This is a genomic window from Spirochaeta dissipatitropha (assembly GCF_054657935.1).
Genome location: NZ_BAAHXT010000003.1, coordinates 269,259 through 283,743 on the forward strand (window position 1 = coordinate 269,259; position 14,485 = coordinate 283,743).

General features: G+C 47.7%; 12 protein-coding genes. 7 read left to right on the forward strand and 5 right to left on the reverse strand.

Annotated features, from left to right (window positions below):
- Nucleotides 1–61: 61 nt before the first annotated feature.
- Genes ACYQ2L_RS04810 through lgt form a run of 3 tightly spaced genes read left to right on the forward strand, consistent with a single transcriptional unit; the run spans nucleotide 62 to nucleotide 5,201 of the window.
- Entirely contained in the window at nucleotides 62–1,204 is a 1,143-nt protein-coding gene (locus tag ACYQ2L_RS04810) for a P-loop NTPase (protein WP_460051759.1), read from the forward strand.
- A gap of 2 nt (nucleotides 1,205–1,206) precedes the next feature.
- Nucleotides 1,207–4,164: a flagellar assembly protein A gene (locus tag ACYQ2L_RS04815; RefSeq protein ID WP_460051762.1), complete on the forward strand. Its 2,958-nt coding sequence runs from the start codon at nucleotides 1,207–1,209 to the stop codon at nucleotides 4,162–4,164.
- Nucleotides 4,164–5,201 carry a prolipoprotein diacylglyceryl transferase gene (gene lgt / locus ACYQ2L_RS04820; RefSeq protein ID WP_460051764.1) on the forward strand — a complete coding sequence of 346 codons (1,038 nt, stop codon included), beginning with the start codon at nucleotides 4,164–4,166 and terminating at the stop codon, nucleotides 5,199–5,201. Before ACYQ2L_RS04815 ends, lgt begins: the two co-directional genes overlap by 1 nt.
- 7 nt (nucleotides 5,202–5,208) lie before the next feature.
- Here the strand turns inward: lgt and lnt are convergent, their stop codons facing one another.
- From lnt to ACYQ2L_RS04840, 4 genes are all read right to left on the reverse strand, one after another.
- A complete protein-coding gene (lnt, locus tag ACYQ2L_RS04825; protein WP_460051767.1) occupies nucleotides 5,209–7,275 on the reverse strand; it encodes an apolipoprotein N-acyltransferase in 2,067 nt (688 codons plus the stop codon).
- 94 nt (nucleotides 7,276–7,369) lie between these two features.
- Complete coding sequence (gene rpmB, locus ACYQ2L_RS04830) at nucleotides 7,370–7,612, reverse strand: 50S ribosomal protein L28 (RefSeq protein WP_460051770.1); 243 nt, start codon at nucleotides 7,610–7,612, stop codon at nucleotides 7,370–7,372.
- Between the two features lie 11 nt (nucleotides 7,613–7,623).
- Nucleotides 7,624–7,797: a 50S ribosomal protein L33 gene (gene rpmG / locus ACYQ2L_RS04835; RefSeq protein ID WP_460051774.1), complete on the reverse strand. Its 174-nt coding sequence runs from the start codon at nucleotides 7,795–7,797 to the stop codon at nucleotides 7,624–7,626.
- A gap of 36 nt (nucleotides 7,798–7,833) precedes the next feature.
- On the reverse strand, nucleotides 7,834–8,007 hold the full coding sequence (locus tag ACYQ2L_RS04840) for a hypothetical protein (RefSeq protein ID WP_460051777.1): 174 nt from the start codon (nucleotides 8,005–8,007) through the stop codon (nucleotides 7,834–7,836).
- A gap of 319 nt (nucleotides 8,008–8,326) precedes the next feature.
- Between ACYQ2L_RS04840 and ACYQ2L_RS04845 the strand changes: the two genes are divergently transcribed.
- Complete coding sequence (locus ACYQ2L_RS04845; protein WP_460051781.1) at nucleotides 8,327–9,550, forward strand: GAF and HD-GYP domain-containing protein; 1,224 nt, start codon at nucleotides 8,327–8,329, stop codon at nucleotides 9,548–9,550.
- A 51-nt stretch (nucleotides 9,551–9,601) separates the two neighbouring features.
- Nucleotides 9,602–10,960: a hypothetical protein gene (locus ACYQ2L_RS04850; protein WP_460051784.1), complete on the forward strand. Its 1,359-nt coding sequence runs from the start codon at nucleotides 9,602–9,604 to the stop codon at nucleotides 10,958–10,960.
- A gap of 100 nt (nucleotides 10,961–11,060) precedes the next feature.
- Here ACYQ2L_RS04850 and ACYQ2L_RS04855 read toward each other — a convergent pair whose 3' ends face one another.
- On the reverse strand, nucleotides 11,061–12,074 hold the full coding sequence (locus ACYQ2L_RS04855; protein ID WP_460051786.1) for a diguanylate cyclase domain-containing protein: 1,014 nt from the start codon (nucleotides 12,072–12,074) through the stop codon (nucleotides 11,061–11,063).
- A gap of 219 nt (nucleotides 12,075–12,293) precedes the next feature.
- Between ACYQ2L_RS04855 and ACYQ2L_RS04860 the strand changes: the two genes are divergently transcribed.
- Together ACYQ2L_RS04860 and ACYQ2L_RS04865 are read left to right on the forward strand one after the other, a co-directional pair.
- Nucleotides 12,294–12,839, forward strand: a complete 546-nt coding sequence (locus ACYQ2L_RS04860) for a LysR family transcriptional regulator domain-containing protein (RefSeq protein WP_460051789.1) — start codon at nucleotides 12,294–12,296, stop codon at nucleotides 12,837–12,839.
- A 128-nt stretch (nucleotides 12,840–12,967) separates the two neighbouring features.
- Nucleotides 12,968–14,470, forward strand: a complete 1,503-nt coding sequence (locus ACYQ2L_RS04865; RefSeq protein WP_460051791.1) for a hypothetical protein — start codon at nucleotides 12,968–12,970, stop codon at nucleotides 14,468–14,470.
- Nucleotides 14,471–14,485 lie beyond the last annotated feature (15 nt).

A 14,485-nucleotide genomic window follows, 5' to 3' on the forward strand; every position in this document is an offset into this window, starting at 1 on the left:
CACAGCATGGCTTGACCGGCACCTCCCGTCACTTTATCCTTTATAAAAGCAGGAGGAAACGATGCAAATTTTACCGATTGCCAGCGGCAAGGGCGGAGTGGGGAAGACGCTGGTAGCCGCCAATATGGCAATTGCACTGGCACAGGCCGGTCGACGGGTAGTACTTGTTGATCTTGATCTGGGTGGATCCAACCTGCATCTGGTTCTCGGCATTAATAATGTGACAGTTGGCATCGGAAACGTACTCCAGCAATCCGGCATGGAACTGAATGATGTTATTATGCCGACGGATTATCGGAACCTGCTGTTTATTCCGGGAGATGCAGAAATCCCCGGCATTGCGAACCTGAACAACAAGCAGAAACTGATGCTCCTGAGAAGAATAAAAGCGCTGGATGCTGATTATGCTGTTCTGGATCTAGGTGCAGGCACAAATTTCAATACCCTCGATTTTTTTCTCTCATCCTCACGAGGAATAATTGTTACCACGCCATCACCTACTGCTATAGTAAATGCCTACCTCTTTCTTAAAAATGCAGTGTTTCGCATTATTACCAACAGTATTCCCAGGAAATCCCCGGGAGGCGAGTATCTTGAAAAGGTAAAAAAAGACGGGACGCAGTTACAGCGAATGAATATCAGCAGTCTGATGCAGCAGATAAAGCTGAAGGATCCCAAGCATTATGAAAAAGCTGCTGTAGCACTGGCGAAATTCATGCCCAGGATGATTCTCAATATGCTTGAGGATCCCAAGGACGCCCAGAAAGCCCATCGATTACGTCATTCCTGTTCACAATACCTCGATATGGACCTGGAGCATCTCGGAATACTTTATCGTGATGACCTGCAGACCGTTGCACTTTCCAGCAGACTGCCAATTTTGGCTTATAAACCGAACTCGGTACTCTCACAGGCAATTTACCGTGTAAGTGATAAAATCCTGCAAAGTGCTGAAACAGAAGATGATTTCATCGATATCCAGGATATAGAAGACAGCTATACCAGTGCTAATATGGAAGCAGAAATTGATTTTCAGGCAAAAATTGAATATATAGAAGATCTGCTCCATGCAGGTGCATTGTCTACCGGTGACCTCATTGAGACAATCAAGAACCAACAGCTGGAGATCAGCCAGCTGAAAAAGCAGAATATGCTGTACAAAACAAAGCTGGTCAAGGCTGTACAGCAGGGGTATAAAATCTGACAATGGCAGATACAGCACTGCGCGGAACACTCGAGATAAGCATCGATAAACAGGGTCTCACTGCAATCGGTATATTTACCGCTGATTCTGATGCAGACGAGATTGCGGTAGCAGATGTTGTCAGACTACTGGCTGAACGCGGCATACGAAAAGGTACCAGCAAGGAAAAGATCAGTAAACAGCTGCAAAGTCTGCTCCCGGATCCTCCGGAGCGCGCTGAACTGGTTCTTGCCAGTGGTATTCCACCAAAACAACAGCAGCCCGAAAAAGTAGAGTTCGATGTTGAACCGGTACCGGAAAATCTTACCGCACATGTTGAACGCATATTAAACAATGCTGGACCGCCCCAGATATTCAAAACCAGAACCGAACGCGTTCAGGTAGAGAAAATCGTCGAGAAGAAAGGCGCTTTTCCCTTTGGTCAGACCAAACAGGAAAAGATTCTGACCAATGAAACCAGGACTATCAAGGAAAAGGTTTATATTGATCCGACTGTCACCGGAAGTGGATATATTTATGCCGGAGAAAAGGCAGGTGATCTTTTTGCCGGTGAAGACGGCATTTCCGGATACAATCTTTTCGATGAGGAAATCCCTCCATCACAGCATGGAGACCCTCACTTCTACCTCGGTGAAGGCCTCGAACTCAGAGGCAGCGAAATTATTGCACTGCATGACGGACTTATCCGATGGGGAGAACATTGGGCTGAAGTCATAGAGTTTGTCCCGCACAGCTTCACACTGACTCTTTCACCCGACAAGGCCAGTTGTCTGTTGAATTTCTTTCCGGGTGAAGATTCCGTTCCGCTCCCGGATGAAGACGAACTCCGGGACCAGATAGCAGCCCTCCAGTATCCGGAAGATCTGCTGATAGAATTTGATGAAATCTACCGGCTCATGCGTCAGTCTGTTCAGACGCAGAGAGCAATAGAAAATATACCACTGAGTGTCAGCAGAGATTCCAGCTTTGAGATAACTATATCTGAAGATAAATTGACTGCCCTGCTCCAGGCTCACAAGGGCCGAGGAAAAGGAAAGCCGTTACGGCTCAAGGAAATAGGGGCAGCCATCAAGCAGTCCAGACTGGCAGGGCTCGATCTGGCCAAAATCAAGGAAGACCTGCTTGAATTCTATATCAGCCATGAAGCAGATCTCACCGGCTATGTACTGGCTCGGGGGATCCCTCCTGAAGAAGGTACGGACCGGGAACTCACATACAGCATTCAGGTTCTTGAGAACAAGGAGATGCAGGCAGTCCTGGAACAGCTGAGGGACTACCCTGAAAGCATTGAGGGCATAAACTCCATTCCGATTTTTCCGATGTCAGATGTACAGGAGATGGCTCCCGTTGAGCTTGAACAGCGTGTTATTACTATGTCACCACCCGAACCTGGAGAGCCAGGCAAGGATGTATACGGCAAGATTTTACCGGGTCTACCCGGACAACCGACTGCCCTCGAGCTGCATGAGAACCTTTCGGAAAAGGGGAATGTAATCATTGCAACCGAGAAAGGCATACTCGATAAAGGTGTTATCGACGGCGTTACACATTTAAGGGTGCGGGCACACAAGGACTCTGAGGTTCTTGTAGAAATCTCTCCCGATGGTATGCAGGCAGTCATCTCCATGTTCGGCAGCGTTGGATCCGGAAGACCTCTCAAAAAAGAGGCTGTATACGATGCAATCAACAAGGCCGGTGTTATCCGGGGCATAAACGAGCAGCTGCTTGAAGAGCTTGTAGAAAAAGCCCAGGCGGGTGAACAGGTTCAGTCAGTCAGTTTTGCCCGGGGTAGACAAGCTGTGCCCGGCGGAAAAGTAAAGATTGATTTTGCAGTCCAGCTAGCCAGCGGCAAAGGAGTCAGACTGCGGCAGGACGGAACAGCTGACTACCGTAATCAGGATAATATGACCCAGGTTCACAAGGACGAACTGATTGCTGTCATGCTCCCGCCCGCAATCGCTTCCGAGGATGGTTATGATGTTACCGGCAGGGTACTATCAGCCCCCAAAAACGCAGAACAGCAGATAGAAATATCTGAAAACATCCGGCAGGAAGAAAGACCGGACGGCACCATTCGTCTGTTCGCACAGATCGAAGGGGAACTTGTTTTCGAAAAGAACAGCCTTGAAATTCGTTCAAATCATAGTGTCAACGGTGACATATCCATGGAAACCGGAAATATCCGTTTTCCGGGCAGTGTGCAGATCAAGGGAAATGTCCGCAGTGGTTTTTATGTGATTTCAGGCGGTGATGTAATGATAGGCGGGGCTGTGGAAGCCGCTCTGGTATCTGCTGAAGGTGAAATCAGGATTATGCAGGGCATCAAAGGCTCAAACAAGGCTGTTATACGGACCAAAAAGGGTATTCAGACCATGTTTGCCGAACATGCTACCATGCTGTCCGTGGAAGACATTCTGGTCAAGAACTCTATAATGCACTGCAAGATAAAAACCAATGGACATTTCAAGCTCCATTCCGACAAAAGCACCATAATGGGCGGGGTAAGCTGCGCTCGTCATGGCATACAGAGCCATCATATCGGTTCCCCCAGAGGCATAAAGACCGTTATTTCCTTTGGGCAGGACTACCTGATCGGAGATAAGATCGATCAGGAGCAAAAAGAGATCGATAAAATCAAGAAAGCGATTGCACATATCGACTTATCCATGCAGAGTCCGGAGGCTAGAGAAAACCAGAAAATTCTGGAAGCCCTGCGCAAGAAAAAAGTTCTCGCACTGAAGGCAATGGAGAAACGAGGGCTCAGACTTTTTGCCCTGAGAGAACGTTTTGAAGAGCACTATGAAAGCGAGATCAGAGTAAAAGGCAGTGTTTTTCCAGGAGTGGTCATTGAGAGTCACGGTCGTACACTCGAAATAACACATGAGCGGAAGAACGTCAGCTTCCGTTTTGACCCGCATGCCGGTCATATTACTGAACACTCAAATACCGAGGAGACATAATGTTTTTATATATGCAATATCCTTCATGGATAAGCCCTGAGATAATTCCTGGACTCCCTTTGCGCTGGTATGGCCTCATGTATATTGTTGCTTTCACCATAGCCTACCTGCTATTCCGGAAACAGGTCAGAGAAGAACGGCTCGAAATGGACAGTGACTCAATGATGAATCTGTTCTTCTGGGCCATTCTCGGACTGCTTGTCGGTGCACGAATATTTGCCGGTCTCTTTTACGACCCGACAGGGCGGTTTCTCCGTCAGCCCTGGCTGATGTTCTGGCCGCTTGATGCTTCAGGGAACTTCGTGGGACTGCAGGGTATGAGCTACCATGGAGGCGTTGTCGGTGCTACCGTAGCCATAATTATCTACTGCAGGGTAAAAAAATGGTCCATTCTGACGATCGGCGACCTTGGTACCACCGCTATTCCCCTGGGCTATACCTTCGGCCGTATCGGGAACTTCCTGAATGGTGAACTCTATGGAAGGGTAACAGGATCATGGTACGGAATCATTTTTCCGTCTGCCCAGAGATTCCCGGCATCTGAAAGATGGGTACAGAATATCGCCAGGGAAATTGGTATGCGTATACCTGAAGGCGCTTCACTGGTGAATCTTCCCCGGCACCCATCTCAGCTTTATGAGGCATTTCTCGAAGGGATCCTCCTTTTCCTGGTTATGTGGTATATCCGGAAGCGGAAACCTTTCGATGGGTTCATGATCGGCCTCTATCTGTTCGGATACGGCTTCGTGAGATTTATTGCTGAATATACACGCGCACCGGATCAGGGGATCGGTTATGTGCTTGATTTCTCCGGCAGCCCAACCAGTCCTCACGTATTCGAGAGCTTTCTGGCGATCAGTATGGGGCAGATTTTCTCACTGCTGATGGTTTTCGCCGGTATCCTGCTCTGGATTCTGCTGCGTATGTACCACAGTCGTAAACCAACTGTGGAAACATTTTCCACAAGTTCACCGCAGAACAATCCCGGTACGAACAGAAACAAGGCCCGTCAGCTCCGCAAAAAATTGCGCAGCTGAGCCAGGATCACTCTTCGGATACGGGGTTGGACTCCGTTCCTGCCGCTCCTGTCTGCAAAACCCAACGCAGACAGGCTGCCAGGAGCAGCAGGAGGCTGAAAATCGGGAACCAGTCTCCGAAACGGGTATACAGACTGCTTCTCTGATTTTCCAGCTCCGGATCAAAATCAACCACAAGATAATCACGCACATACATGGGGAGCTCCGCATGTTTTCTGCCATAGCTATCGACATATACCGTCTTACCGCTTACCGAAGCGCGCAGCAGCGGACGCCTGTTTTCCACTGCCCTGAAAACACCGGCAGCATAATGCTGTTCAGCCTGGACGGGGTTCAAGCTCCAGTAATCGTTAGTAATATTGAGAATGACATCTGCTCCTCCCTTCACTGACTTTCGTACTTCCTGGGGAAATACATCTTCAAAGCAGATTGGAGTTATAAAACTGAAGTGCTCGAAATCAAAAACAGTGCGCTCGGTTCCAGGTTCCCAGAACACAACACCGTAGCTTTCAAGCAGTTCCAGAGCTGCCGGGAATACATCTCCCATCGGGAAATACTCGGTAAAGGGCACCAGCCTGATCTTGTGGTAAGTCTCGCGCCTGTTGCCCTCTGCATCAAACAGAACGGCTGCGTTAAAATGATTTCGCCCGATCTCCCTGCCGTTCTGATCCCTGACAATCTCGTAGTCATCATTTCCAGTGAGCAAGGCCACTCCAAGTCCAGCCTGGAAATTCAGCAGCCTGCTTACAAGGTTTGTATACGCTCCCCGCGGCAGTTCGGGATCACTCCAGCGGCGGATGTTCGGTACAAAAGCTGTCTCACCCCAGACTACCAGCTGCGGATCGTGCTCCATAGCCGAGCTGGTCAGATCCTGGAGAACCCCAAAGGTGAAGTTAAAATCTGCCTGCCGCGGATCTGTATTCTGCTGGATCAGGGCGACGGTAACAGAATCATCGCTGCGATAATCCATATCAGGCGCCTGAAGCAGACGTACAGCTCCGAAAAGCAGAGCAAAGGTCAGAAATCCCACTGCAGTAATAATGCTGGGAGCTGACTTTCTCAGTGCGGGCTTTATTTTCCTGACAGCTGTAATTGAAGACAGAAAATCAGCGAGAGCGGCGTTGATCATAAACAGCAGGAAAGCCAGAAGCCATACGCCTCCAAGTTCGGCTATCTGCATAAGAATCACGTTCTCATATTGCGAGTGCGAAAGCAGGGCCCAGGGGTATCCAAGAAAACCTATTGAGCGGAAATAGTCAAAGAAGGCCAGGGCAAGTGCAGCAAAAACCCATCGCCAGGATACAGACAGATAGCGCACGCTTATAATTGCAGGAAGAAATATGAAGTACAAGCCAGCGTAGATCAGAACAGCTGTCTGCAGACTGACAAGACTATAAGTAGCCAGCCAGTAATTGCCTAGAATCAGGAAAGTCATTGACCAGGCGAATCCATAACGCCAGGCAGTGAAGAAAGGAAGCTTGACAAGGCCGATAAGCAGAGGAACAACAGCTATCCAGGCCAACAACGGAAGACCATGAAGGAATATACCATTCGGCAGACTCAAGGCAGCAGCAACTGCACTGAGTAGAAGAAAAGGCAGGGACCAGACAGCCCACCCGCTGGCGAAATGCCGATGGAATTCAACCCGAAACACCAGCCGAAGCAGGACATGTGCCAGAATACCGCTTAGAATCAATGGACCATAGGTTAAAAAGACCTGTAATCGTTCCTGTCCAGTATCCATTGCAAGCTGCAGGACACCGGAATGTTCCATAAATCGCTGAACATAGTCCATATTGGCATTCAGGGCATAAAAGTAGAGAAAACCGAACATAGAGGCTGACAATATGAACAGAATATCTGCTGCTGTTCTGCTCGCACGAAAATACCACACCCTGTCGGCTGTATAACCTGCAATGCGGGTAATAGTTCCGGCAAAGAACAGGAGACCCAGCAGGATGTGCAGAACAGCTATCCCGGCATGAATCCAGCCTCCTGTTCCATAGAACAAGGACACAAAGGCTGAACCGACATATAACAGACCGAGTATCATCAAGAGGTAAGAGCGCTTCATGCAGATATCTTACCCTCGATTACCCTGATCGTACAGGCAGGACAAAAAAAATACCGCGCATTGCTGCGCGGCTGACATCGGAACAGAACCGATTTTATTTCGTTACGTCTTTGAGAGACAGACCCTGCTTTCGCATGTACTGCAGAAGACCGATTTTACTCACTGTGCGCAGAGCGCGGGCAGAAAGTCGAATGCGTACGAAACGATTGAGCTCAGGAACAAACAGGCGCTTGTATTGAAGGTTTGCCTTCTGTACACGCCGGGTATGATTCATTGCGTGGGAAACATTGTTTCCGGAAATTGTTTTCTTTCCAGTTAATCTACATATTCGAGGCATGAAATTTCTCCTTACACTTTTCCGGATTCACGATACAGTACATGCTTCCGCACAACAGGATCATATTTCTTGAATTCCATTTTGTCCGGAAGATTCCGTTTGTTCTTGGTTGTGTAGTAGCAATGTCCGCTTTCGCTACTCTTTAAGCGCACACGGGTAAGGGCACCTTTTTTTTTGCTGGCCATGATTTTTATCCTTTCGTGGGTGTGTCAGATGATGAATTACATCAGATCCCGAGGTTTACGTGCCTGGTTTCCGGTCTTGTCACAAACAGCAAAATGCCGCATTTTACCGTTCTCAAACACTGATTTCATGGTGATCTTGCCACCCCATTTACTTAATAATTCTTTCGCACCTTCACGACGTGCGTTCTTTGAAACTTTACCTGCTGCCATGAGCAATCTCCTTAGCCATTTTTCAGCTGTCTTGCAGTATGGGTATAGCAATTTAGACCAGAAGTCCCGAAAGGTCAATACCGGCAAATCGAAATTCAGGAGGAGCGTGAGAAAGAATTTCACCGGATTCTGTTTTTTTTCTGCGAGCTTTATGCAAAATTACATTTTGCATGAGCATTCGCAAGACTATAAATTCTCAAGTTGTTTACATAAAACAATTTGAGAATTTGCTATTAATGCGAGGAGGAAATTGCACGTAATTTTGCAATTTCCTCTTGCTATTATTTTATTTAATCCACAAACCCGCTATACTATCCTTATGCGGGAAAGAATTGACAAGCTGAGAAGCGTTATAACACTTGATTCGGAATTAAACAAGATACAGGATATTGATGTCCTGCTTGAGAACATACTCACCGAGGCCCGGAAAGTTATGAATGCCGATGCCGGATCCATATATATCCGGCAAGGCAATGAACTCGCAGTATCCTACGCCCAGAACGACACCCTGACTTCAAAACTTCCATCCGGCGAAAAGCTTATCTACAAGATTTTCCGCATACCTATCGATACAAAAACCATATCCGGCTATGCCGCATACTCAAGCGAAGCCCTGAATATTCCTGACGTCTACAAGATCCCGGAGAATGCGCCATATAGCTACGACAGCTACTATGACAAGACGAGCGGTTACCGGACACAATCAATGCTGGCTTTACCCCTTAAAACGAATATGGGCGATATCCTCGGTGTTCTCCAGATTATTAACGCTCTTGATTCTGACGGAAATGTCCGCCCCTTCGACTCTGATGATGAGCTGGTTGTAACACATTTTGCCTCCAACGCAACTGTCACCCTTCAGCGTGCACAAATGACCCGCGCTATCCTGCTCAGAATGACAAAAATGGCAGAGTTGAGAGATCCCAAAGAAACCGGACCACATGTAAACCGTGTCGCCGGTTATGCAGTTGAAATATACGATAGATGGGCCCGTAAGAGCGGTCTTCCCGAGCGGCAGATATCCCGGCAGCGAGATAACCTCCGTATGGCGGCCATGCTTCATGATGTGGGAAAAGTGGCTATTTCAGATTCTATTCTGAAGAAGCCCGGTAGATTCACCCCTGAAGAGCGCCTGATAATGGAACAGCATACCCTCTTCGGAGCCCAGCTCTTTCTCGACAAACAATCAGAATTCGATGAGACAGCACAGATTGTCGCACTTAACCATCATGAGAACTGGGATGGGAGCGGGTATCCCGGTCATATTGATCTGACTACCGGTGCTGCACTCAAGACAGGTCCGGATGGCCGTCCACTCGGGAAAAAGGGAGAAGAAATTCCCTTGTTCGGCAGAATCGTCGCAATTGCTGATGTCTACGATGCGCTCCGATCACAACGTGTATATAAGGAAGCCTGGTCCGAGGAAGATACTCTTGAGGAAGTGAAAAAACTGTCGGGAAGTAAATTTGATCCTCAACTTGTTAAATGCTTCTTTGATGCCCTTCCAAGCATCCATACCGTTTCCAGAAAATACGAAGAATAAGCAAGAGGAAATTAAAAAAGGATGGAACAAGTGAAATCAATGAGATGCATCATGGCCGTACTCAGCACCATGATCCTCGCTACTGCGGTATATGCAAGCGATATAAGCCCCGGGAGCTTCCAGGGTACTCTGACAACAGAAAGTAATGTTGACGATACGGGACGAGCGTACACCGAGTACAGACTGCAGCTGAATGCCGGGGAAACAGTCTTTGTCAGCCTTGAATCCGAAGAATTCGACACATATCTTATTCTAACTCCGCCGGATGGACAGAGCCAGGCAAATGACGACTTTCGCGAAATGGGAACTGACTCGGGCCTGTTTTATCAGCCGGAAAATGAAAGTACTGTCGATCTTCGCGTAACAAGCTTCAGCAGAGAGGAGTACGGGGATTATCTTCTGAAAATCACACCGATAGAGACTATTCCAATTACAGGAAGCAGTATTGAAGGCCGCCTTGAATCAGATAACGACGACCTATTGTTCTCGGCTTACTCCTATACTGCCACTGATTACGCAGAGCTTTCTATTGACCTGCAGTCCAGTGATTTTGATACCTACTTATATGTCCTGCTTCCCGGAGGCAATCTGCTGGTAAATGATGATGCAGACTGGAACACCAGTGATTCGCGCCTGCTACTTCCGGTTGCCCCGGAAGACAGGCTGTTAATAATTGCCGGATCCTATTCCGGACATGAAACGGGAGATTTCGAGATCCGTCTCGAGGAACGCGAACCTGCAGTAGTTTCAGATGAGAGAGAACTGACAATCGACAGGGAACTTCTGGCATATCTGCATTATGGAGAGGAGCAGTTCAACGGGAAGCCATCACTTGTATTCAGTATTGACCTCATAGCCGGCCAGGCAATCCAGATTGACATGATGTCGGATAATTTTGATGCCTATCTGAGTGTTACCGGACCATATGACTTCTTCGACTATGATGATGATTCAGGGGCAGGGACGAATGCCCGGCTCCAGTTCACCACCCCCGAGAGCGGAACCTATCAGATATACGCCTCCAGCTTCTTCAGCGATGGCTTCGGTCTGTTCAGCATTCTGGCAAGTGAGTGGGAGGATTTTCACTACAGCGCTGATGCAATGGTCTGGACAGGCATACTGAATCACAGAGCCCCGATGGACAACAATGGACACCTGTATAACGAACATTCAATTCAGCTTGAAGCCGGAGAAACAGTACGGGTTATTGCAGAATCAGATGACTTTGACACAGTGCTTGTCCTGCTTGATCCTTCCGGCAGGACGGTTGCTGAAAACGACGATTATTATGGCAGCAATTCCATGATTGAGTACCGTGCTGAACGCGGTGGTCTTTTCAACACCCGGGTACGCTCATTCGGTTCAGCAGGCGGTGGCCGCTACACAATTACAGCTGAAATAATTAACTGATCAGATGATCTATTGATCAGAAGCAGCATTCCCGGATCAAGCTACCCATGATCCGGGAATTCCTATGACGGTAGGTGTGCTTGAAGCTACTTCAGAAGGCTCATCTTCTCTGTCTTTTATCTTCGTACATTCGTTTATCTGCTGCCTCAACCAGTTTATCTATATCACTGCCACTCCTGGAACTCAAGGCGTAACCAATGCTTATGCTGAGTGTGATCTTATGTGAAGCGATCTCACAAGGCCGGTGAACAGACGAGGTTATCCGTCTCTTAAGCTTCTCCATTTCCTCTGCAGTGTGGACTCCATATACAATAATTCCGAACTCGTCTCCCCCTATTCGGCAAAAAGTACTGTTCTCCCTGATCACTGCTTTTATACGGTTTGCGACCTCTATAATTGCCCTGTCACCCAAAATGTGCCCCAGACTGTCATTTATTATTTTAAGATTATCCATATCAGCAATAAATACACCGAACAACGGAGAGCTTTCTCTGGACATCTGATGATCAATCCGAAGGCGATCATAGAATACACTTCTGTTTTTTATTCCTGTCAGGGTATCAGTCGTTGCATTCAGATACAGTTCGTCGCTCCTCAACCTGTCTGCGGAATAGAGTACAGCACAGAACATTCGTGACAGCAATTTCAGGATATACAGTTCCTTCGCGGAATATGCATGACTTCTGGAGGAAAATACCTTCAACACACCAATAGATGTCTCACCGAAGACCAGGGGAACCAGCAGCATTGAACGAAGACCAACTTTGCGGCAGGCAATGCGATCCACGCGTTGATCTGTTTCTGAATCGTCACATTTCTGCGGCTCTGAGGTCCTGGCACAGAATCCGGACAAACTCCCATGACTTTTCAATCTCAAACCAAGCTGTTTGTCTGCGATACCAGCTGTAGCCCGATACACAAGCTCATCCTCTTCCAGTAATTCTACTACTGCACCATCCGAATCAGTAATATCCATTGACCTGTCGGCTATCAGAAAGGCAAGTTTCTCGAAATCCACTCCGATTTGAGCAATATCATTCTGGATATTTATTATTTCCAGAAGTTTTTCTGAACAAATATGCTGTTCAGAAATATGCTGTTCCATACCAGCCATACATACACTCCCCGAGTTATTCTAACCTGAAGAATCCCAAATTAACAGAATTATTTCCGAGTAATTTCATCAAGCAATTGGAAGGCTCACATTCCTTAGTACCCGGGATTTCTCGACTAAGGAAAATCCCCTACCACCAAATGGTATAATTGCAGTATTCCGGATTAGCAGTTCTCGGTTGACAATCAGAGTAATCTGATTTCAACGAGGAGAATTACTATGAAAAAAGGTGTACTGATAATCGGGGTTTTAAGCCTTGTGTTAACACTGATTTTTGCTGGCTGTGCAACAAGCGATGCACCGGCTGCGGCTGTGCCTGCTGCTGAAACTGTCAATATTGAGAGCATGCTGGATATTACCGCAGCTGCCAGCGGGGGTGCAATTGTCAGCCTGGATGAAGCCAACAACCGTGTCGATGTCCGCGGTGATGCCTGGAGCATCGCAGTGTGGCAGCTGCCTGAGGGACAGCGGGATCTTTCTATGTACCAGGAGATTGTTATTGACTGGACACATAACGCTTCAGGACGTGTCGAGCTCCAGCCTGTTCTCCTTGACGGTGCAGGACGACATCTCGAGCCGGAATCCGACGGATGGCGCGGACTGAACGCCGGCGAGCGCGGACAATCGAATGTTATTCTCGGAACCGGACCAGGCGGTATGAACATTACTGCTGCAGAACTTTCCGATGTCCACAAGGTGGGATTCAAGCTGCACTCCAATTCCAGTGGAGCGAGCTACCATATCTATTCCATAAATTTCCAGTAACGAATACATGAAATAAGGATACGCAGCTGCCGGAAGCATTTCAGGCAGCTGTTTTTTTCAAGAGGAAATTGCAAAATTACGTGCAATTTCCTCCTCGCATCAGTAGCAAAAGCTCAACGGAGAACATAATGAATCATAGACGATTTTATATACGTGCAGCTGTAGCTGCGGTACTCAGTTTCTTTTTCGCATTTCCGGTATTCGGGCAGTTCATGTATGCCCCGGACAAGGAAATGCCACCGGCAGCAACCATGGAACACGGTGCAGTCAGCCCGTTTTTCTGGATCGGTGCCCAACAGACCGGAAGTATCGGCTACAATCTCGACAACAATGCCTTCGGAATCAGAAGGAATGATGGATATGTCAGTTTCAGTTTCAGCCTTGTTGACTCGATGTACGATACATCGAAACAACACAACGTGGGAGACGATCCCGATACATGGTCCGGCAGAATTCTCATGCGGAATTTTACAAACCGGATCAACAGCTACGCCGATGATCTGAATGAACCAATCTGGATAGCAGAGGTTCAAGGCAAGGGATTTCATATTGGCCTGTTCAGTCAGGCAGGTGAATATGTCAAAGGAAATGGAGCAACATCGATCAGCTCCGGAGGAAAGGTGCTCTATTTTCCTGATCCGGATGCTCTCGACGGACATTTCCTGCTAAACAGTAACCCCTATACAACTGCTTCCTATAACAGCAGTGCACTTGCCTATGTCGGTTACAAGCAGCGAAATCTTTTCAGTACATACCTCACATTGGCCACTGAAGGAAACGTGAATACCCCGGATGCAGAAAATGCAAATGGTGCTGCTGGTGTTATCGATTTCACAGTTACACCCTTTGGACCAACAGCTTCTTCATCGACTCCTCTGACCGTTGAGGTCTCCGGAAACGTAATGGGTGGCATCCGCTATACAGATACTCCCATTGGTTTTGGCTTCAAAGCCGAGCCTTCCTTCTACCTGGGAGATAATCGTGCCCTGAATCCAGTTGTCGCATTCGATGCCGTAATTCCCGATGAAGGCAATATGCAGTGGGCAGTTGGTGGAGGCCTCACGCTTCGTCTGAGCCAGCCTGTTTTTACCAGCGATGTATGGGGAGATATGGCAGGCAGTCCTGCTGCGAGTTATTTCAACAACATCTATGAGAGAGACGGATACCTGCAGCGATTTACATATGCCCAGGTTTATGCTGCATACAGTGAGAACGATGATCTGGACCTTGCATTCAAGTTCGAAGAACCAGAGGGGGATATCGGAATTGTAGATAAATTGGGAGCAATGGCAGAGCTGCGGATCAACAATCTGCTGCAGACAGAAGGTAATGACCTCGGATGGTCTGCTGCTGCAAGAATCAGCTATGATTTAATGGAAGCCCAGCTTGTACCATATGTACGGACATACATCAACAGTGAATATGTAGCAAAACTCCGCACCGGTGCCCAGTTCAGCTTTATACCTCATGCTGGTTTCGAAATTGCATATACCAGCCGCAATCTAAATCCGAACTCTGAAGCCCAGGGAACCGATGAATACAGCAAAGGCCGCATAGAACTGCTTATGAGAATTAGCACCTCTACCGGACCGATCCGTACACAACGGAGAATGAGCGATCTAAGCTACTGATTTTGATATGCAACA